The sequence below is a fragment of the Pseudomonas sp. MM227 genome (assembly GCF_947090715.1).
Lineage (GTDB): Bacteria > Pseudomonadota > Gammaproteobacteria > Pseudomonadales > Pseudomonadaceae > Aquipseudomonas > Aquipseudomonas baltica.
The window spans coordinates 1,648,296-1,667,018 of sequence record NZ_OX352319.1 but is presented as its reverse complement, the minus strand read 5'-3'; the positions used below and the strand labels follow the sequence as shown (position 1 = coordinate 1,667,018).

The 18,723-nt window shown below is 64.5% G+C and carries 18 protein-coding genes; 2 read left to right on the top strand and 16 right to left on the bottom strand.

What is annotated here, in order from left to right:
- Positions 1-22: 22 nt before the first annotated feature.
- The 4 genes from cobF to ONG87_RS07585 form a co-directional block, all read right to left on the bottom strand.
- The gene (cobF, locus tag ONG87_RS07600) at positions 23-778 is read right to left on the bottom strand and encodes a precorrin-6A synthase (deacetylating) (RefSeq protein ID WP_264382559.1); all 756 of its coding nucleotides are present in this window, start codon (positions 776-778) and stop codon (positions 23-25) included.
- 241 nt (positions 779-1,019) lie between these two features.
- Positions 1,020-3,410, bottom strand: a complete 2,391-nt coding sequence (locus ONG87_RS07595) for a TonB-dependent siderophore receptor (RefSeq protein WP_264382558.1) — start codon at positions 3,408-3,410, stop codon at positions 1,020-1,022.
- Between the two features lie 375 nt (positions 3,411-3,785).
- On the bottom strand, positions 3,786-4,292 hold the full coding sequence (gene msrA, locus ONG87_RS07590; protein ID WP_264382557.1) for a peptide-methionine (S)-S-oxide reductase MsrA: 507 nt from the start codon (positions 4,290-4,292) through the stop codon (positions 3,786-3,788).
- Positions 4,293-4,361: 69 nt separating this feature from the next.
- Positions 4,362-5,669, bottom strand: coding sequence for a PAS domain-containing methyl-accepting chemotaxis protein (locus ONG87_RS07585; RefSeq protein ID WP_122478883.1), 1,308 nt, complete (start codon positions 5,667-5,669; stop codon positions 4,362-4,364).
- Between the two features lie 785 nt (positions 5,670-6,454).
- Here ONG87_RS07585 and ONG87_RS07580 point away from each other — a divergent pair.
- Positions 6,455-6,676: a hypothetical protein gene (locus tag ONG87_RS07580; RefSeq protein ID WP_122478886.1), complete on the top strand. Its 222-nt coding sequence runs from the start codon at positions 6,455-6,457 to the stop codon at positions 6,674-6,676.
- 444 nt (positions 6,677-7,120) lie between these two features.
- Positions 7,121-8,383 carry an OmpP1/FadL family transporter gene (locus ONG87_RS07575; protein ID WP_264382556.1) on the top strand — a complete coding sequence of 421 codons (1,263 nt, stop codon included), beginning with the start codon at positions 7,121-7,123 and terminating at the stop codon, positions 8,381-8,383.
- Positions 8,384-8,438: 55 nt separating this feature from the next.
- Here the strand turns inward: ONG87_RS07575 and ONG87_RS07570 are convergent, their stop codons facing one another.
- From ONG87_RS07570 to cobO, 12 genes are all read right to left on the bottom strand, one after another.
- Positions 8,439-8,564 (bottom strand): hypothetical protein, encoded by a 126-nt coding sequence (locus ONG87_RS07570; RefSeq protein ID WP_264382555.1) that lies wholly within the window; start codon positions 8,562-8,564, stop codon positions 8,439-8,441.
- Positions 8,561-9,769: an MFS transporter gene (locus ONG87_RS07565; protein ID WP_264382554.1), complete on the bottom strand. Its 1,209-nt coding sequence runs from the start codon at positions 9,767-9,769 to the stop codon at positions 8,561-8,563. The genes ONG87_RS07570 and ONG87_RS07565 overlap by 4 nt, the downstream gene beginning before the upstream one ends.
- Positions 9,770-9,866: 97 nt before the next feature.
- On the bottom strand, positions 9,867-10,586 hold the full coding sequence (locus ONG87_RS07560; protein WP_264382553.1) for an adenosylcobinamide-GDP ribazoletransferase: 720 nt from the start codon (positions 10,584-10,586) through the stop codon (positions 9,867-9,869).
- Between the two features lie 2 nt (positions 10,587-10,588).
- Complete coding sequence (gene cobC / locus ONG87_RS07555; protein ID WP_264382552.1) at positions 10,589-11,161, bottom strand: alpha-ribazole phosphatase family protein; 573 nt, start codon at positions 11,159-11,161, stop codon at positions 10,589-10,591.
- Positions 11,158-12,213, bottom strand: a complete 1,056-nt coding sequence (gene cobT, locus ONG87_RS07550) for a nicotinate-nucleotide--dimethylbenzimidazole phosphoribosyltransferase (protein WP_264382551.1) — start codon at positions 12,211-12,213, stop codon at positions 11,158-11,160. The genes cobC and cobT overlap by 4 nt, the downstream gene beginning before the upstream one ends.
- Positions 12,210-12,731, bottom strand: a complete 522-nt coding sequence (cobU, locus tag ONG87_RS07545) for a bifunctional adenosylcobinamide kinase/adenosylcobinamide-phosphate guanylyltransferase (RefSeq protein ID WP_185793742.1) — start codon at positions 12,729-12,731, stop codon at positions 12,210-12,212. The genes cobT and cobU overlap by 4 nt, the downstream gene beginning before the upstream one ends.
- A gap of 1 nt (position 12,732) precedes the next feature.
- Positions 12,733-14,199: a cobyric acid synthase gene (locus ONG87_RS07540; RefSeq protein ID WP_264382550.1), complete on the bottom strand. Its 1,467-nt coding sequence runs from the start codon at positions 14,197-14,199 to the stop codon at positions 12,733-12,735.
- On the bottom strand, positions 14,196-15,188 hold the full coding sequence (cobD, locus tag ONG87_RS07535) for a threonine-phosphate decarboxylase CobD (RefSeq protein ID WP_122478901.1): 993 nt from the start codon (positions 15,186-15,188) through the stop codon (positions 14,196-14,198). The genes ONG87_RS07540 and cobD overlap by 4 nt, the downstream gene beginning before the upstream one ends.
- A complete protein-coding gene (cbiB, locus tag ONG87_RS07530) occupies positions 15,181-16,089 on the bottom strand; it encodes an adenosylcobinamide-phosphate synthase CbiB (protein ID WP_264382549.1) in 909 nt (302 codons plus the stop codon). The genes cobD and cbiB overlap by 8 nt, the downstream gene beginning before the upstream one ends.
- Positions 16,086-16,733 (bottom strand): 5,6-dimethylbenzimidazole synthase, encoded by a 648-nt coding sequence (bluB, locus tag ONG87_RS07525; protein ID WP_264382548.1) that lies wholly within the window; start codon positions 16,731-16,733, stop codon positions 16,086-16,088. Before bluB ends, cbiB begins: the two co-directional genes overlap by 4 nt.
- The gene (locus ONG87_RS07520; RefSeq protein WP_264382547.1) at positions 16,730-18,064 is read right to left on the bottom strand and encodes a cobyrinate a,c-diamide synthase; all 1,335 of its coding nucleotides are present in this window, start codon (positions 18,062-18,064) and stop codon (positions 16,730-16,732) included. The genes bluB and ONG87_RS07520 overlap by 4 nt, the downstream gene beginning before the upstream one ends.
- Positions 18,061-18,672 (bottom strand): cob(I)yrinic acid a,c-diamide adenosyltransferase, encoded by a 612-nt coding sequence (cobO, locus tag ONG87_RS07515; RefSeq protein WP_192057433.1) that lies wholly within the window; start codon positions 18,670-18,672, stop codon positions 18,061-18,063. Before cobO ends, ONG87_RS07520 begins: the two co-directional genes overlap by 4 nt.
- Between the last annotated feature and the right edge of the window lie 51 nt (positions 18,673-18,723).

Below are 18,723 nucleotides of genomic sequence, written 5' to 3'. Positions count from 1 at the left end.
CGTCCGGCAACCCTGCGCAACTTCAGACACGCCGCCTGAGCAGATAACTGTCCATGATCCAGCCATGCTGGCTACGCGCCTGCTGCCGCGCATCGGCAATGGTCTGCGCCACGTCGTCCAGCCTTCCCGACAGCAGCACTTCATCGGCCGTACCGACGTAAGCTCCCCAATAGATATCCAGATCCTGGCCGACCAGCGCCTTGAAGCTGTCCTGTGCATCGAGCATGACCACCACCGTGTCGACGCCCTCGGGCATCCCCGCCGCCAGGCGTCGACCGGTCGTGATCTGCACGGCACCCGCGATGCTGTTCAGGGTAATGCGGTGCGCTGCGGTCAGTGCCTGAATACTGGTCACCCCGGGAAACACCTCATAGTGCACCGCTCGCGCGCCGTTGGCAGCGATCGCCTCGACAATGCGCAGCGTGCTGTCGTACAGCGACGGATCGCCCCACACCAGAACGCCCGCGCACTCCCCGTCCGCCACTTGATCATCGAGCAGCCGCTCGAAGGCCGCCTGCTTGCGCGCATTCAGGGTATCCACCGACGTCCGATAGTCCGGCCCGGCCGGACGCTCGGGCTGCCGCACCTCGACCACCCGATACGCCCCAGGCGTTGCATGACGCTCGAGGATCTCTTTGCGCAGGGCATTGAGCTTGCCCTTGTGATCGCCCTTGTCCATCAGGAAGAACACATCGACCCGTGCCAAGGCACGCGCCGCCTGCACCGTGACGTGCTCGGGATGACCAGCGCCGATGCCGATGATGAGGAGTGTTTTCAAAAGTGCTCCGTGGACAGTTCACCACAACGCGCCTATGGCAGTGCCGATAGGGGCCTCTCTTCACAGCTGGCCCATGCCAGACCTTACAGCGTCCGTTTCAAGGTGAATACAGGGTTGCGCGAATTGGCACAATTCCAGCTGTACACGCCCTTTCGGCCTTGACACGTATGGGCATCTGCTACGAATGCCTGTGATGATCGACGGGCGGGCGCATTGCACGCCCGCCCTCTCGGTCACTGGATCACAGCGACCATTTCAGCGAGAACATCAGGTTGCGCGGGTCGCCGTAGGTGCCACTGCCGGTCGCGGTAGGAATACCCTGCCAGTACTTCTCGTCCAGCACGTTGTTGAAGTTGACGCGGGCGTCCCAGTGTTCGTCGAAGCGATAGCCGGCCATCAAGCCCAGTACCGCGTAGGAATCCTGCTCCGCATGACCGGTTCCGACACGGCCGTAGGTTGCGCTCTGCGCCAGCACGTCGGCACCGATACGCAACCTGTCCAAGGCACCTTCGAATTGGTAAGTAGTTGCGGCCTTGAACAGATGCTTGGGCTGGTTGGGCGCGAACAGATTGCCTTTCTCGTAGGTACGGTCTTTCACGTACTGGCTGAGCACCAGGGTATAGGCGGCCGAGAACTGCCAGTTGGGCGTGAAGGCGCCACTGATTTCGGTATCCAGGCCACGGCTGCGTACCTCGCCCGCAGCCTCGTAGCAGGTGCGGTTGGTGGCCCGGCAGCTGGCCGGTTGATCAGGAATGGCGTAGGCGCGGTTTTGCTGGGTCATGTCGAACATGGCCACGGACGCATTCAGTCCGCCATCGAAGTACTCGCCCTTGATGCCGATCTCATAGCTTTCACCGGTCATCGGGTCCAGCACCGTGCCGCCGACATCCTGCTGCGTCTGCGGCTTGAAGATTTCGGTGTAGCTGGCGTAGACCGAGTAGGTATCGTTCAGGTCATAGATGATGCCGGCGTAGGGCGTGACTTCCTGGGTCACTTTGTAATCACCCGTGCCCGAGCGGTTGTCGTAGTCATACCAGCTGACCCGGCTGCCGACGATGATATGCAGCGGGTCCAGCGGGTTGAAACGCGCGGCGGCGTAGACACCCTTTTCGGTTGCCGTGTTCTTGCTCTCGTAGAGCCGATAGTCGCTGCGAGTGCGCGAAGGCTTGGCAATGACACCCGGATCGAAGTTGTAGATATCGATGGGCGTGGAGTCGTTCCAGTAGCCACCGGTCTGGTCGAACTTTTCCTGGCGACGGCTCGCGCCGAGGGTCAACTGATGCTCGCGCCCGAACAACTGGAACGGGCCAGCGAGCGAGGCATCCACGTTGGTCTGCACGTCGGTGGTGTCGTAGGCGCCTGTGGCCTGCCCGTACACACCATTGCGGGGCGCCGTCAGATAGCTGGAAAAGGTGTTGGACTCGGCCCATATCTTCGCGGCCGCAGCCTTGGCGGTCCAGCCGTTGTCGAAGCGGTGGGTGACGTCGGTGAACACGCTGACGTTGTCCCGATCCCAGTAGGCCCAGTCATTGCTCAGGAAGGTGGAGCGCGACAGATGCAGGTCTTCGCCATTCGGGCCTGACGGCAGGCTGCCCCAGTCAGAGGTGGCATCATCGCGCTGCTTGGAAGCCCCGAGGGTCAGGGTAGTCGCCTCGCTCAGGTCCGCTTCGAATACGCCGTAGAAGGTCTGGCGCTGCTTTTCACGCTCGTCGATGTAGCTGTTGTCATCTTCGTAGGCGGCCACCACCCGGCCACGCAGGGTGCCGGATTCGTTGAGCCGGTTCGACGCATCCACTTGCGTGCGGTAGCGGTCCCAGGTACCGGCGCTGGTGGTGATGCTGACCTGAGGGGTAGCGGTAGGACGCTTGCGCACCAGGTTCAGGGTTGCCGACGGGCTGCCGGCACCGGTCATCAAGCCGGTGGCGCCGCGCACCACTTCAACCCTGTCGTACAAAGCCAGGTCGGCACCGGCGATGGTGTCCAGGGTGAACTGGCCGATGCTGGTCGGCAGGCCGTCGTACATGATGTTGTCGATGTTGAACCCGCGCGCCTGGAACGCCTGGCGGTCGCCGCCAAACTTGCGCAAGGTGATGCCGGGCGCGTACTTGACCACATCGTTGAGGTCGTTCATGCCCTGGTCGTCCATGCGCTGGCGCGTGATGACGCTGACCGACTGCGGGGTTTCGCGGATCGACAGCGGCAGCCCGGTCGAGGTGCTCATGCTGCCGGTGGTGTAGGAGCCGGAGTGTTCGGTAGTGGCCGTGCCGGCTATGGAACTGCTGGCGGCCGAGACGGCCGTCGCGCCCAGTTCCACCGCGCCGCCAGTGGACGCTGTAGCGGGCGCGGTGACGCTGACCACGTCGCCCTGCACCGTACCGACCAGGCCGCTGCCGGCCAGCAGGCGTTGCAGTGCCAATGCGGGTTCCATCCGGCCGGTGACCGAAGGTGCCGTCTTGCCGGCAATCGCCGCTGGTTCGAACACCACTTGCAGGCCGCTGGCCTGACCCAACTGGTTCAGCGCTTCGCCCAAGGGCTGCGCGGGCAGATTCAGCGCAATCGGAGCAGCCTGCGCCAGGCCGGCAATGGACAAAGAGATGCACAGCGCAACACTGCGCAACGGAAAATGATTCATGGCATGACCTCAGGAACCCACACAAGGCGGTCTGCCCCCCCCGGGCGAAGACTCGAATGCAGGCTGTAGGAAGCCGCGCAAACTTGTGTGCGAAACCGCGTTGAATGCGGAAGCGGCGCAAGGCTATGCAAATGTCAAAAAAATGTAAATGATAATTCATGGCACTTGGCAAGCATTCGCGGCTGCCAACCAGAAGCATTGGTCTTTGCCAGCGAGCGCGCAGGCTGAATAAGTGCGTATGAAGAGCGCAGAGCGTGCGGGCTGCACGATGGAGAGGGGTCGTTGCAGGGGGCGTCAGGATGGATGTCCCGGCAGTGATGAACGCCACCGCCGGGAAATTATTACTGGATATGTCTAGCTATTGGCGCAACCAGATCAGCCGCGCGCGGGAAGTTTCCAGTCGGGACGTACGAAATGGCAGGTGTAGCCGTTGGGAATACGCTCCAGGTAATCCTGATGCTCGGGCTCGGCTTCCCAGAAATCACCTGCCGGGACAAGCTCGGTGACGACCTTGCCGGGCCACAGGTCGGAGGCATCGACGTCGGCGATCGTTTCCAGTGCGACGCGTTTCTGCTCCTCGGTGTTGTAGAAGATCGCCGAGCGGTAGCTCAGGCCTACATCGTTGCCCTGGCGGTTGGCCGTGGACGGGTCGTGAATCTGGAAGAAAAACTCGAGGATCTGGCGATAGCCGATCACGCTGGGATCGAACACGATCTCGATGGCTTCGGCGTGGGTGCCGTGGTTGCGGTAGGTCGCATTGGCGACATCGCCGCCGCTGTACCCGACCCGCGTCTCCAGGACGCCCGGATAACGACGGATCAGGTCCTGCATGCCCCAGAAGCAGCCACCCGCCAGCAGAGCGGTTTCGGTCTGGACTGTCATATCGATTACCTTCGCTGAATGAACGTGGCCCATTCTAATACAACCGCTGCGAAGGTGCCGTACAGGCCGTCAGAGGTTGGTGAAACGTGCCACCGCCTCCACCACTTTCTTCGCCCCGTCCTGGATTTCGACGATCACGTCACCGGCCTGACCGGCCAGTTGTACGCCCTGCTCAGCCTGCTGCCTGCTGTTGGCCATGTCGCGCACGGTGCCGTCGACCAGTGCCTGGTTCTGCTGCACCACGGCGGCGATCTCGTCGGTGGCGGTGCTGGTCCGGCCCGCCAGTTGCCGGACTTCGTCGGCCACCACGGCGAACCCGCGCCCCTGTTCGCCGGCGCGGGCCGCTTCGATGGCGGCGTTCAGCGCCAGCAGGTTGGTCTGTTGGGCGATGCTGCTGATGGTCTGGATGATCGAGCTGATCAGCAGCGATTGCTTGCCCAGCGCTTCCACACCGCTGGACGCGGACTGCATGTCGTCGGCGATCTTGCGCATGGTCTGCACGGTATCGGTCACTACCACCGCGCCACGCTGGGCGCTGATGTCGGTGCTGCGCGAGATTTCATAGGCGGTCTGCGCGGCCTGATTGACCTCGGCCTCGCGCTCGACCTGCTCGGTGACCACGGTAGCGAACTTGACCACCTTGTAGAGCTTGCCTTCGGTGTCGTAGACCGGGTTGTAGGTCGCCTCGAGCCAGATGGTGCGGCCCATGCTGTCGAGGCGCTTGAAGCGCCCGGCGACGAACTCACCGCGGTTCAGGTTTGCCCAGAATTCGGTGTAGCTCGGCGAACTGGTTTCTTCGCTGTGGCAGAACATGCGGTGATGCTTGCCCTGCACCTGCGCCAGGGTATAGCCCATGCCGCGCATGAACTGGTCGTTGGCCGACAGCACGGTGCCTTTCAAGTCGAACTCGATGACCGCCGTGGAACGCAGCAAGGCGTCGATGAACGAAGCGTTCTCCGCTGCTTTCTCCATGCTCTTGGTGACATCGGTGGCAAAGCACTTGATGTGCATCAGCACACCTGCCGCATTGCGGATGGGCTTCCAGTGCGCATTGACCCAGACCAGGCTGCCGTCCGCCCTGAGGTAGCGATAGTTGTCCGACACCGAAGTGCCCGCTGCCACCGCCGCACGGAAGTTGTTATAGCACGGCAGTTTGGTCACGTAGGTGGGGACCAATTCGGTCATCAGCCTGCCAACCAGCTGGGCTTCGGTATAGCCCAAAGTGGTCGCAAACAAGTCGTTGCAGGCGATGATGCGCAGCGATGCATCGATGTCCAGGCTGAGCATCTCGTGGGTCATGCCGGCTACCAGTTGACGCAATTCCACCAGTTCGTCGGCTTGGGCGCTGAGTTGCTGCTTGAGTTTGTTGTTGAACATAAGGCACCGGCATCAGGGTCATGGTAGTGTTATCGGCGGCAATGGCCGAGGGTTTAGCCCCAGGTGACAGATGTCTGCCCTTTCGGAGGCGACCAACCCCGTGCCAGAGCGCGTCCTTGGGACAATCCACAGAAGCTGTGGATAAGTCAGTGGACAACCCCCCCTGCCCCTCGCAAACCCATATGGAATGGGGCCTGAAGTCAAACTGTCGATTTTTTCACCAACTCGAAAAGACGTTTTTTTTCATTGACTTGCGTGAGTCATACCGAGTAGCCATGATCGACGAGGCACGATCAGACCGGACAGACATGATTTCTTGCACTTGCAGTGACCGGGTCTTCGTTTGCGTCTTCAAGGTAGCGATAAGGTATTTTTTCGGAATATCGCTTGCGCTTCTCATAGCCGATGCGATAGTCTTCGACCCGTTAGTACCAAGCTGAAAGTCAATTCAGGTCGACCACCCTGTTCACACGGGCTCGACCAACATGATGGTCTCCAGGTAACGCTCCCCGACTTGCGAACAAGTCCGGCATCAAGCGAATTACTCTGCCCCGACCAACCTACGATTGATCAGGATCTGCATCCAGGGCCCCGAACCTTAGCCCGGAATGTTGCCTGCCCTCCTAAGTACCTACCAGTCAGCCCAACAGCCAAAACGATAAAGCGCTGTTCACTGGCTGTCTTGTTCCAGACAGGTTCTTCGCCCGGCCCAAAGGCCCGCGCTACTGGAACGTTTTTATCGATCACGGCTCCAAGTCGTGACCATTGCAGGAACATACAACAACATGACTCATATCCAGACCCAGGATGCCATCCGCACCCTCACCCACGCCTTCGCTCCGATGAACTGCCTGATCATGGCCGCGCGCAAAGGCTGCTTCAGCTTCACCATCGTCAATGAGCACGGTATCGCCCGTCACAGCGAGCGCTTGTACCCGGAACAGTACTCCAGTGCCGAACCGCTGCAGGCCGTGATCGACCGTACGCGTCAGGCCCTGGTTGCCTGATCGCTGCAACGATGCACCACGATGTGATGTATAGAAAAGCCTCGACCCGTCGGGGCTTTTTCATGCCTGCGATTCAAGGGACGCGCAGGCCTTGGCATGCCGTCGATGCATGCAACTGTAAACGCACATTACAGTTCGCCAGTCCGGCCGAAGGACCACCGCGCGTCGCCCACTGCCGCGCAATCGAAAATCTGACGTCATTTTTCTGCACGCCAATGACCCCGTCTTGCCCGAGCTAGACAGCTGCGTGGAATCTACCAGGCACCGGCGTGCGCCCATGGCACAGGCGTGACGCATACGCGGCCCCTGGAAGCTGCATTCGGGCGCCCGTAAATTCTGGTCGGATTGTCCTACAAAACCGCTCTAGCCAGAGTGTTTCAGGCTATAGCGTTGCAGTGAAAATGTTGGTAGCTTGCGCCTCAGTGCCCCCCTAGAGTTAAAACAATGAAAAGACCAATGCTCAAGACCACTCTCGGCTTCGCTGTCACCCTGGCATCCAGCCAGCTTTTCGCTGCCGGCTTCGCCCTCAATGAACAAAGCATCAGCGGCATGGGTACCGGCTTCGCCGGTCGCTCGTCGTCCGCCGAGGACGCCAGCACTGTCTATGGCAACCCTGCCGGCATGTCCCGCATCAAACGTGAACAGGTCAGCGTCGGCGCGGCGGCCATCGTCGCCAAGACCGACATCAGCGGCCGTGGAACCTTCGGCGGCAGCAACGACGGCGACATGGTGCCGTTCGTCGGTGTACCCATGGGCTACTACGTCAAACCCCTGGATGACAACTGGACCGTCGGTTTCGGTCTGTACGCGCCTTTCGGTCTGGTCACCGACTATGAAAGTGGTTTTGCCGGCCGCTACTGGGGCGACAAGAGCCATGTGGCGGTCGTCACGCTGCAGCCTACCGTCAGCTATGCCTTCAACGAGCGTGTGTCGATCGGCTTCGGTCCTACCTTCAACCGCCTTGAAGGCGAGCTGACGTCGGCCGCGCTGAACCGCGCGACGCCAGGCCGCAACGACGGCGAAGTCAAGATCAAGGGCGACGATACCGCCGTGGGCTTCAACGTCGGCGTGCTCGTTCAGGCCACTGATGATACCCGCGTGGGCCTGACCTACCACTCCAAGGTCAAGTACAAGCTGGACGGCCATACCAAGGTCGAAGGTTCGGGGTTCGGGCCGTTCAACGGCAGCAAGTACGATGCATCGCTGGACATCGACACGCCTGAGTCGATGGACTTCTCGGTCACCCACGAACTCAACCAGGACTGGACCCTGTACGCAGGCAGCACCTGGACCCGTTGGAGCCGCCTGAAGGAAATCTCGGTCGAGAACGAAGGCGTGCCTGCCGCGCTGCGCCCATCGATCGGCACCATCACCGAAGAACAGAACTGGCACGACACCTGGTCCCATGCCGTGGGCGCCGCCTACAAACTGAACAAACAGTGGACACTGCGCACGGGCTTTTCGGTTGACCAGTCGCCGACCAACAACACCAACCGTTCGCCACGCATCCCGACGGGCGACCGCGCCATCCTCAGCCTGGGTGCTGGCTGGAGCCCGACGGACGACCTGACCTTCGACTTCGCCTATTCCTACCTGAAGGAAGAAGACACGAAGATCAATCTGGTCAGCGCCACCAAGGGTGCCTACCAGGCCAAGTACGAGAACAGCGCACATGGCTTCGGTACTTCAGTGACCTATCGATTCTGATCGATCAGGTAATACGAAAAGCCCCGACCGGTTCGGGGCTTTTTCATGTGTGACGTCAGCACAGGCTCATGTTCATTTGCAGCAGGGCCAGTCCGCCCTGCTGCCAGCCCCACCACGCCAGACCCAGCAGCGCGGCCAGTGCGCATGCCATGGCGAGTTGCACGCTGCGGAGCCTGCTCATGCGCTCGCTCCCTGCGCCTGCAGCCGGGCAACGGGGCGTTCGCGCACCGGCCAGTTGAGCGCAGCGGCGAGCAGGCTCAACGCAATCGACAGCTGCCAGACCAGGTCATAGCTGCCGGTCTGGTCGTACACCAGGCCGCCCAGCCAGCCCCCCAGAAACGCCCCCAGCTGGTGGAAGAGAAACACGATGCCGCCGAGCATCGACAGGTTGCGCACGCCAAACAGCGTTGCGACGGTACCGTTGGTCAAGGGAACGGTGGATAACCAGAGCAGCCCCATCGCCATGCCGAACAGGCAGGCGCTGACGGTAGTGACAGGGAACCACAGGAACAGCACGATCACCACGGCGCGCATCAGGTACAAGGCGGTCAGCAAACGCGGCTTGGACATGCGTCCACCCAACCAGCCGGCGATGTAGGTGCCGAAGATGTTGAACAGCCCGATCAGCGCCAGAACCGTGGTGCCGACGCTTGCCGGGAGGTGCTGGTCGACGAGGTAGGACGGCAGGTGCACACCGATGAATACCACCTGGAAACCACAGACGAAGAAGCCCAGCGCCAGCAGCCAGAACCCTGAATGGCCGCACGCCTCACGCAGCGCCTGGCCAAGGCTCTGATCGTGGGCCTGGGCTGGCAGTGGCCGGTCCTTGAGCATGCGTACCAGGGGGACGATGAACGCCACCAGTACGCCCATCACCAGCAAGGCCGTCGACCAGCCCAGCCAACTGATAAGGCCGAGCGTGCCGGGCAGCATCGCGAATTGCCCGAACGAGCCGGCTGCACTGGCGATCCCCATGCCCATGCTGCGGTGTTCGGCGGGCAGGGCTCGCCCGACCACGCCCAGAATCACCGAGAACGACGTACCGGAGAGCCCCAGGCCGATCAGCAGGCCAGCGCTGAGGCTCAGGCTCAACTCGGAGTTGGCCAGCCCCATGCAGCCAAGGCCGACCGCGTAGAGCACACCACCCACCGCAACCACCCGCCCGGCGCCGAAGCGATCCGCCAGGGCGCCGGCGAAGGGTTGGGCCAGGCCCCAGATCAGGTTCTGCAGCGCGATGGCCAGCGCGAATACGCCCCTGCCCCAGCCGAACTCCGCACTCATGGGCGCCAGGAACAGCCCGAAGCCGTGGCGAATGCCCAGGGACAGGGCAAGGATCAGGGCTGCGCCGAGCAGGACCCAGCCGCTGGTACGCCATACCGATGTCATTATTGTGTGCTCCGGGCATGAGGGGACAGGCCGCTCGATTGTATGCCTGTTCATCGCCGACAGGCAGCGCCGCATGCAACCATCTGCGAGGCAGGTTCTACAGCGCAGCGCCCAGCAGCAGCAACAGTTCGAGCAACTCGAGCATGGCGCCGGCGGTGTCGCCGGTGGTGCCGCCCAAACGCTTGATCATCTGGTGTCGCAGCGCCACGAAGCCAGCCAGCACCAGCAGGCTGATCCAAACCCCGCAGAACGCCAGGCTGACCAGTGCCACGCCTGCCAGCAACCAGGCGCCGGCACGACGCGGCAGGTGGTCGGCCAGGGCCTGGCCCAGCCCGCCAGCGCGCACGTAGGGCGTGGTCATGAACAGGCCGAGCATGGCGGCCCGCCCCAGTATCGGGGCCAGCATCAGCGCGGCCTGCTGGCCCTGCTCGAGCAAGGCCAGCAGCGCACAGAACTTGAGCAGCAGCACCAACATCAGCGTCACCACGGCCATGGGACCGCTGCGTGGGTCCTTCATGATCAGCAAGGTGCGTTCGCGGTCGCCGAATCCGCCCAGCCAGGCATCGGCGCTGTCCGCCAGACCGTCCAGGTGCAGGCCACCGCTGAGCACCACCCACAGCGCCAGCAACAGCGCGGCGTGCAGAAGCACTGGCGTTCCGGCGAGCAGCGCACTGGCGGCCCACAAGAGCACGCCGAACAGCAGCCCCACGGCAGGATAGAACAACAGCGAGCGCCCGGAAGCCTCTGGACTGGGCATACCGGGCAGGCGCACCGGCAAGCTGCTGAGAAACTGCAAGGCGATCCAGAACGGCAGCATGCTCAGGACGGCTCGCTCAGGCTGCCGTCGGCTGCCATCACCACACTGAACAAGGCAGCGTGTCCGACCTCGACTTGGAGCAGCTGTTCGCGTGGCAGGGCGCGTGCTTCGGCCAGCAACAGGCGCATGACCCCGCCGTGCACCACCAGCAGCAACCGCTCGCCCGGATATTGCAGGTGCAACCTGCGCAACGCGGCATGGATGCGCGCGGAAAAATCCAGCATGGGCTCGCCGTCGGGTGGCGTGAAGGCGTAGGGGTCGTCCCAGAACAGCCCCAGACCGGCTTCGTCGGTCTGCATCAATTGCGCCGCACTCAGGCCTTCCCAGGCGCCGAAATGCAGCTCCTGAAGACCGCCTTCGAAGGTCAGCGGCAGTCCGCGCTGTCCGGCCAGCACCTCTGCGAAGCGTGCGCATCGCTGCAGCGGTGAGCTGACGATGCGGTCCCAACCGGAACGGTCGGCAACCGCCGCGTGCAGTTGGGCCCAACCGCGCTCGGTCAGGGCGTCATCGAGGCTGCCGCGAAACCCGCCGATCTCGGTTTCGCCATGGCGCAGCAGATCCAGGTGCAAGATCATGCCGGACGGTCCGCGACAGCCGCTTCGGCGAAGGTCGCCATCTGCTCGTGCAGGTCGCACGCCAGGCGCAACAGCGGCACGGCCAAGGCGGCGCCACTGCCTTCGCCCAGGCGCAAGCCCAGTTGCAGCAACGGTTGCGCCTCGAGGGCTGCCAGGACATGGCGATGGCCGGGTTCGGCGCCGTTGTGAGCGAACAGCAGCCAAGACCGGATGGACGGGTTCAACTGCACCGCCAACAGCGCCGCGACACTGCAGATGAAACCATCCACCAGTGCCACGATGCCCTCCTGGGCACAGGCCAGGTAGGCGCCGACCAGCGCGGCAACCTCGAAGCCACCGTAGCAGAACAGGCGCTGCAGTGGTTCGTCGGGCAGCCCGGCATGGGCCTTCAAGGCGCGCTCGATGACCTGCACCTTGTGGGTCACGCCAGCGGCGTCCAGACCGGTGCCCGGCCCGGCCAGATCGACCACGGCGCACGCCAGCGAGGCGCAGGCCAGCGCGGTGGCCGACGTGGTGTTGCCAATGCCCATCTCACCGCCGATGAACAGCTCGGTGCCGCTGGCTTTCGCCCGCAGCACACTGTCGCGACCGGCCTGCAGTGCCTGCGTACCCTGCTCGACACTCATCGCCGGCGCGTCGATGAAATTGCGCGTACCGGCAGCGATCCGCACATGCTGTACGCCAGGCAGATCGCCCAGCGGCGTCGCGGTACCGAGGTCCACCACTTCCAGGCGTGCCTGCAGGCGGCGGGCCAATACGCTGATGGCCGCACCGCCGTTGACGAAGTTGTGCACCATTTGCGCAGTGACTTCCTGCGGATAGGGCGAGACGCCCTCGGCGACGATGCCGTGGTCGGCAGCGAACACCGAGATCCAGACCTGCTCGACCGAGGGCTTGAGCCGCCCTTGCAATGCGGCCAGTTGCACGGCCACCTGTTCCAGCGCGCCGAGCGAGCCCGCCGGCTTGGTCAACTGCTGCTGACGCTCCAGCGCCTCGCGATGAATGCGGGCATCGGCGGCACGGGCAGTGTGCAGCCACCAGGCTGAGTTCATAACGCAGGTCCTTTCAATACCATGGGAAGGCCGGCCACGGTGAACACCACTCGCTCGCAGCGTTCGGCCAAGGCCTGGTGCAGCAGGCCTGCCTCGTCGACGTAGCGCCGGGTCAGTTCACCCAGCGGCACGACGCCCAGGCCGGTTTCGTTGCTGACGAATAGGATGTGTCCCGGCAGGCCAGGCAGTGTTTCCAGCAGAGCTTGACGCTCTGCCTTCAAGCGCTCGGGCTCGTCGAGCATGAGCAGATTGGTCAGCCACAGGGTCAGGCAGTCAACCAACAGGCAGCGATCGCTGCGCGCTTGAGCACGCAGCACGTCGGCCAAAGCAAGTGGCTCTTCCACCAGCCCCCAATGATCGGGACGGCGCTCGCGGTGCAAGGCCACCCGCTGGTCAAGCTCGCCATCCACCGGCTGGCTGGTAGCAATGTATACGACGTGCAGCTGGCTGTCGGTGGCCAGCCGTTCGGCCAGGCGGCTCTTGCCGGAGCGGGCACCGCCGAGGATCAGTTGCAGCATGTCAGGCACCTCCCCCAGGCAAGCCGCACAGCTCGCGCAGGCGCGCGGTGTCCAGGTGCTGCTCGACCAGGTCGGCCAGGCGCTCGATGTCGGCCTCGCGCAACGCGTGGTAATCCACCGACTGCACGTCGGCCAGCCCCGCCCAGCGCAGCAAGGCCACCGATGACTGCGGCGCTTCGAACAAGCCGTGCAGGTAAGTCCCCAGAATCTGCCCGTCAGCACTGATCGCGCCGTCGCGGCGACCATCACTCAATTGCACCGCCGGATGATCCAGCGCCGCCCCGGTGGTCACCCCGGCATGGATCTCGTAGCCGCTGACGGCGGCCTGTTCAAGGGTCAACTGGCCGGTCACGTTGCGCAGCTGCTTTTGCGCCTGCAGTTCGGTGGTGAACTCCAGCAGGCCCAGGCCCGCGCTGGAACCGGCAGCGCCTTCGAGGCCCAGCGGGTCGTCGATGCGCGTGCCGAGCATCTGCAGCCCGCCGCAGATGCCCAGCACCTTGCCGCCATAACGCAGGTGGCGGGCGATCGCTTGTTCCCAGCCCTGGGCACGCAGGTGGGCCAGGTCGGCCCGCACGCTCTTCGAGCCGGGCAGGATGATCAGGTCGGCCGGGGGGATGTCATCGCCCACGCCGATGAACTGCAGGTCGACCTGCGGGTGCAGGCGCAGCGGGTCGAAATCGGTGTGGTTGCTGATGCGCGGCAAGACCGGCACGATCACCTTGAGCACCTTGTCGGCCTTGCTTGACTGACGCCGATCCAGGCCGTCCTCGGCCTCCAGGTGCAGGTCCATGACATACGGCAGCACACCGATCACCGGCTTGCCGGTACGGGCCTCCAGCCAATCCAGGCCGGGTTGGAGCAAGGCGATGTCGCCGCGAAAGCGATTGATGATGAAGCCCTGAACCCGCGCCTGTTCAGTCGGCGAAAGCAGTTCCAGGGTACCAACCAGATGGGCGAACACGCCGCCGCGGTTGATGTCGGCGATCAGCAGCACCGGGCAGTCCACCGCCTCGGCGAAGCCCATGTTGGCGATGTCGCCGGCGCGCAGGTTGATCTCGGCCGGTGAACCGGCCCCTTCGACCATCACCACCTCGTAGCGGCCACTCAAGCGTTGGTGCGAAGCCAGTACCGCCTGCATGGCGATGGCCTTGTAGTCGTGATACGCGACGGCGTTCATGCTGGTCACGGCGCGCCCGTGGATGATCACCTGGGCGCCGGTGTCGCTGTTGGGCTTGAGCAACACCGGGTTCATGTCGGTATGCGGCTGCAGACCCGCGGCCTGGGCCTGCACCGCCTGGGCACGACCGATCTCGCCGCCGTCGGCAGTCACCGCACTGTTGAGGGCCATGTTCTGCGGTTTGAACGGCACCACCGCCACGCCCTGACGGGTCAGCCAGCGGCACAGCGCGGTGACCAGCGTGCTTTTCCCTGCATCGGACGTGGTGCCCTGAACCATCAATGTGCTCATGCATGCTCCTTGCGATACTCGCCCAGGGCGGATTCGAGTCGTGCCCAGTCGCCCTCGCGGGCAGGCAGGCCGAAGCGCAGGCGGCTGTCCTGCTTGAACAGCCGCACGAGGATGCCGCGACGGGCGAGGAAATCCTGCAGGCGCTCGGCCCCTTCGTACGCCACCGACTGGAACAGTGCGCAGCCGCCCTGTGGCGCCAGGTCGTGGCGCCGCAAGCATTGGGCAAGGCGCTCGCTGGCGGCGGCGCAGCGGGCGATCTGCGCCTGCTGCGACGGCTGGTCGAGCAGGCAGGCCTGCCCCAGCTGGCGTGTCGGTCCGCTCACTGCCCAAGGCCCGATCAGGTCGGCCAGCAAGCGCAGCAGGCGCGGCTCGCCGAGGACAAAGCCCAGCCGTACACCCGCCAGCCCGAAGAACTTGCCGAACGAGCGCAGCACGATCAACCCAGGTTGTACGCCGTAGCGAGCCAGACCGGCACGCGGGGTGTTGTCCATGAACGCTTCATCGACCACCAGCCAGCCGCCCCGGCTGTTCAGACGCGCATTCCAGGCCAGCAGGCAGTCGGCGGACAACAGCCGGCCAGTGGGGTTGTTCGGGTTGACGACGACCAGCACGTCGAGACTGTCGATGAAGTGCTCGACCTCGTCTTCGCTGATTTCGCGTACCACATGCCCCGCTTGTCGCCAGCCCTCGGCATGTTCGGCGTAGCACGGCGACAGCACCCCTACCCGACCACTGCGACGAAGGCGTGGCAGTGTCTGAATGGCCGCTTGCGAGCCCGGCACCGGCAGCACGTGCGCGAAGCCATAGTAGCTGCGCGCGGCGTCTTCCAGGCCGTCTTCGTTTTCCGGCAGCCGCGCCCAGGCGCGCGCCGTGATCTCGGGCAGGGGGAAAGCCCATGGCGCAATACCGGTGGACAGGTCGACCCAGTCGTCTTCGGCGATACCGTATTCGAGCACCGCCTGGCGCAAGCGCCCTCCGTGTTCAAGCATCGAGCAAGCCTCCCAGACACAGCACCAACAGCCACAGCCACACGCCGCGCTGGACCAGGTTCCAGCCGCGCTCGATGCTGTCGGCATCGGCCGGCGCACCCTCGCCCAGCACGGCCCGCTGATGCAGCTCGCCGTGATAGATAGCCGGACCGCCCAGCTGCACGCCCAATGCGCCGGCCCCTGCCGCCATCACCGGGCCGGCGTTGGGGCTGTCCCACTGCGGTGCCTGCCGGCGCCAGCAGCGCAAGGCCAGGCGGGTCTTGCCCAGCACGGCATAGGTGAGCGCAACCAGGCGCGCCGGGATGTAGTTGAGCAGGTCGTCGATCCGCGCCGCCGCCCAACCGAAACGCTCGAAGCGTTCGTTGCGGTAGCCCCACATGGCGTCCAGCGTGTTGCTCAAGCGATACAGGACAACCCCGGGCGCGCCGGCCACGACGAACCAGAAGATCGCCGCGAACACCGCATCACTGCCGTTTTCCAGCACCGATTCGGTGCCGGCCCGGGCCACTGCCTCGGCGTCCAGCTCATCGGTCTGCCGGCTGACCAGATAGCCGACACGCTGACGAGCGCTGGCCAGGTCGTCGCTGCGCAGAGCCTGGGCCACGGGCATCACGTGCTCCCCCAGGCTGCGCATGCCCAGCGCCAGGTACAGCGCGCCAATCTCCACCAGCCAGCCGACCAGCGGCAGCCAGGACAGCAATGTCGCCAACAGGGTCAGGGGCACCACGGCCAGGAACCAGGCGGTGACACCGTGGCTGCGCCAGCCACGCCCGGCGCTGTTGAAACGTGCTTCGATCCGGTTGGCCAGACGGCCGAAGGCAACCAGCGGATGGTGCCTGCGCGGCTCGCCCAACAGGGCATCGAGCGCCACCCCGGCCGCCGTCATCAACGCAATGCTCACAACGATTTTCCCCATTGGTTTTCGTACAGCATGTGTTCGAGCGGCTGGGGGGCAGCCCAGCCTTGAAGTTCCAGCATCGGCGCATCGTAGAAGCCTTCGACCGGCCCCAGGCACAGTACCGCCACCGGTTTGGCTCCAGCGGGCATGCCCAGTACCTCGGCCAGTGCACGGGGATCGAACAGCGACACCCAACCCATGCCCAAACCCTCGGCGCGCGCCGCCAGCCACAGGTTCTGGATGGCGCAGGACACCGAGGCCAGGTCCATTTCCGGCAAGGTCCGGCGGCCGAACACATGGCGCTCGCGATCGTCCATCAGCGCCGCAACCAGCACTTCGGCGCAGTCCGCGATCCCTTCGACCTTGAGCTGCATGAACTGGTCCGAACGCTCGCCCATGGCGTGTGCGGTGCGCAGTCGTTCTTGCTCGACCAACGCCTGGATGCGTCCGCGCACACCCGCGTCGCTGATGCGAATGAATCGCCAGGGCTGCATCAGGCCGACGCTGGGCCCCTGGTGGGCGGCCGCCAGCAACCGCGCAAGCAGCTCCGGGGGGACGCTGCCGCCGGCGAAGTGACGCATGTCGCGGCGTTCGGCGATCACTCGGTAGATGGCGGCGCGCTCGCTGTCGCTGTAGGGCTCGCTCATGACGCCGCCCGATGCCCGGCTGCAGGCGCGCGATCATCGGGCGCGAACAGTGCGGCCACCGCCGCCGGATTGGACGGGAAATAGAAATGCACGTAAGAGGCGGTCATCCGTCCCTGGCGGTAAACCGCCTCGGCGCCGCGACCGCCATTGGGGCTGACGCCACGAGCAATCGGCTGCAGCTCGGTACTGGTCAGCGAGTGGTGATAAGTGTGCCCGCGCAATACCCCCTCCGGCAGCTCGACCGCCTGCAAGGCCAGGGCCGCCAGACGCTTCTGCATGACTGCTTCGCCGGGCAGCAGACCCAGCAGTTGCGCGCGGGCCCCTTCGACGTCGGTCAGCGCGTCGAGCAAGTAGAGCATGCCGCCACATTCGGCCAGCAGCGGCTTGCCCGCGGCATGGTGAGCGCGGATATCGTCGAGCATCGAAACGTTGGCGGCGAGCGCCAAATGGTGCAGCTCGGGGTAGCCACCGGGCAGGTACAGGCTGTCGCATGGCGGCAGCCGCAGGTCGTGCAACGGCGAGAAGAACACCAGCTCGGCGCCCATGTCGCGCAACACATCCAGACTGGCGTCGTAGACGAAGGCGAACGCGGCATCGCGGGCCACACCAAGGCGCACACCATCGAGCAGGCGCGCCACCGAGCGTTCGACCGGGGCGGCGAAGGTGACCGCAGGCGGCAAGGCCACCTGGCAGGTCTGGGCCAGGGCGGCGGCAGCGGCATCCAGGCGGGTATCCAGGTCGTTGAGCTCGCTGGCCTGGACCAGCCCCAGATGGCGGCTCGGCAGTTCGATCCCGGTTTCCCGGGACAACGCGCCGTACCAGCGCAGACCCTGGGTCAGGCTGCCCTCGAGCAGTTGCGCGTGACGCACCGTGCCGACCCGGTTGGCCAGGACGCCGGCGAACGGCAGATCGGGTTGGTAACAGGCCAGGCCCAGGGCAAGAGCGCCGAACGTCTGCGCCATGGCGGTGCCATCGATCACGGCCAGCACCGGAACGCCGAAATGACGCGCCAGGTCAGCGCTGGACGGCGTGCCGTCGAACAGGCCCATGACGCCTTCGATGAGGATGATGTCGGCTTCCTGCGCCGCTTCCCATAACAGCCGCCGGCTGTCCTGCTCGCCGACCATCCACATGTCCAACTGATAGACAGGCGCGCCGCTGGCGCGAGCGAGGATCATCGGATCGAGAAAGTCCGGGCCGCACTTGAACACCCGCACCCGCCGCCCCTGATTGCGATGCAGGCGCGCCAGGGCGGCAGTCACCGTGGTCTTGCCCTGCCCGGAGGCCGGGGCGGCGATCAGCACCGCCGGACACTGGCGCGGCTCGGTCATAGCTCGATGCCCTTCTGGGCACGGATGCCGGCCTGGAACGCATGCTTGACCACACCCATTTCGGTGACTGTGTCGGCCAGTTCGATCAGCTCGGGCTTGGCCCCGCGACCGGTGACGATCACATGCTGCATGGGCGGACGTGCCTGCAGATCATGCAGCACGGTGTCCAGGTCGAGATAACCATGCTTGAGGGCAATGTTGAGTTCGTCGAGCACCACCAGGCCAATGGCCGGATCGCTCATCAGCTGCCTGGAGACGTCCCAGGCAGCCTCGGCCGCCGCGATGTCTCGCTGCCGATCCTGAGTTTCCCAGGTGAACCCTTCACCCATCACGTGGTAGCGCACCTGCTCGGGAAAGCGCCGGAAGAACAGTTCCTCGCCGGTGCTGTTGCGCCCCTTGATGAACTGCACCACGCCGCACTGCAGGCCGTGGCCCATGGCTCGCGCGAGCATGCCGAACGCGGAACTGCTCTTGCCCTTGCCGTTGCCGCTGAGCACCAGCAGCAAGCCACATTCGTTGGGAGAATTGGCGATGCGTTCGTCCATCACGGCTTTCTTGCGCAGCATGCGCGCCAGGTGACGTGCGTCGCGTTCGGTCGTTTCGTTCATGGTGGCTCTCCGCTACACCTGCACGCAGGCAGCATCGACGCGACACCGCGG

Coding starts and splice junctions, on each gene's coding strand:
- ONG87_RS07595 (WP_264382558.1), bottom strand. CDS start 3,410: ATGAATCATTTTCCGTTGCGCAGTGTTGCGCTGTGCATCTCTTTGTCC.
- msrA (WP_264382557.1), bottom strand. CDS start 4,292: ATGACAGTCCAGACCGAAACCGCTCTGCTGGCGGGTGGCTGCTTCTGG.
- ONG87_RS07585 (WP_122478883.1), bottom strand. CDS start 5,669: ATGTTCAACAACAAACTCAAGCAGCAACTCAGCGCCCAAGCCGACGAA.
- ONG87_RS07580 (WP_122478886.1), top strand. CDS start 6,455: ATGACTCATATCCAGACCCAGGATGCCATCCGCACCCTCACCCACGCC.
- ONG87_RS07575 (WP_264382556.1), top strand. CDS start 7,121: ATGAAAAGACCAATGCTCAAGACCACTCTCGGCTTCGCTGTCACCCTG.
- ONG87_RS07570 (WP_264382555.1), bottom strand. CDS start 8,564: ATGAGCAGGCTCCGCAGCGTGCAACTCGCCATGGCATGCGCACTGGCC.
- ONG87_RS07565 (WP_264382554.1), bottom strand. CDS start 9,769: ATGACATCGGTATGGCGTACCAGCGGCTGGGTCCTGCTCGGCGCAGCC.
- ONG87_RS07560 (WP_264382553.1), bottom strand. CDS start 10,586: ATGCTGCCGTTCTGGATCGCCTTGCAGTTTCTCAGCAGCTTGCCGGTG.
- cobC (WP_264382552.1), bottom strand. CDS start 11,161: ATGATCTTGCACCTGGATCTGCTGCGCCATGGCGAAACCGAGATCGGC.
- cobT (WP_264382551.1), bottom strand. CDS start 12,213: ATGAACTCAGCCTGGTGGCTGCACACTGCCCGTGCCGCCGATGCCCGC.
- cobU (WP_185793742.1), bottom strand. CDS start 12,731: ATGCTGCAACTGATCCTCGGCGGTGCCCGCTCCGGCAAGAGCCGCCTG.
- ONG87_RS07540 (WP_264382550.1), bottom strand. CDS start 14,199: ATGAGCACATTGATGGTTCAGGGCACCACGTCCGATGCAGGGAAAAGC.
- cobD (WP_122478901.1), bottom strand. CDS start 15,188: ATGCTTGAACACGGAGGGCGCTTGCGCCAGGCGGTGCTCGAATACGGT.
- bluB (WP_264382548.1), bottom strand. CDS start 16,733: ATGAGCGAGCCCTACAGCGACAGCGAGCGCGCCGCCATCTACCGAGTG.
- ONG87_RS07520 (WP_264382547.1), bottom strand. CDS start 18,064: ATGACCGAGCCGCGCCAGTGTCCGGCGGTGCTGATCGCCGCCCCGGCC.
- cobO (WP_192057433.1), bottom strand. CDS start 18,672: ATGAACGAAACGACCGAACGCGACGCACGTCACCTGGCGCGCATGCTG.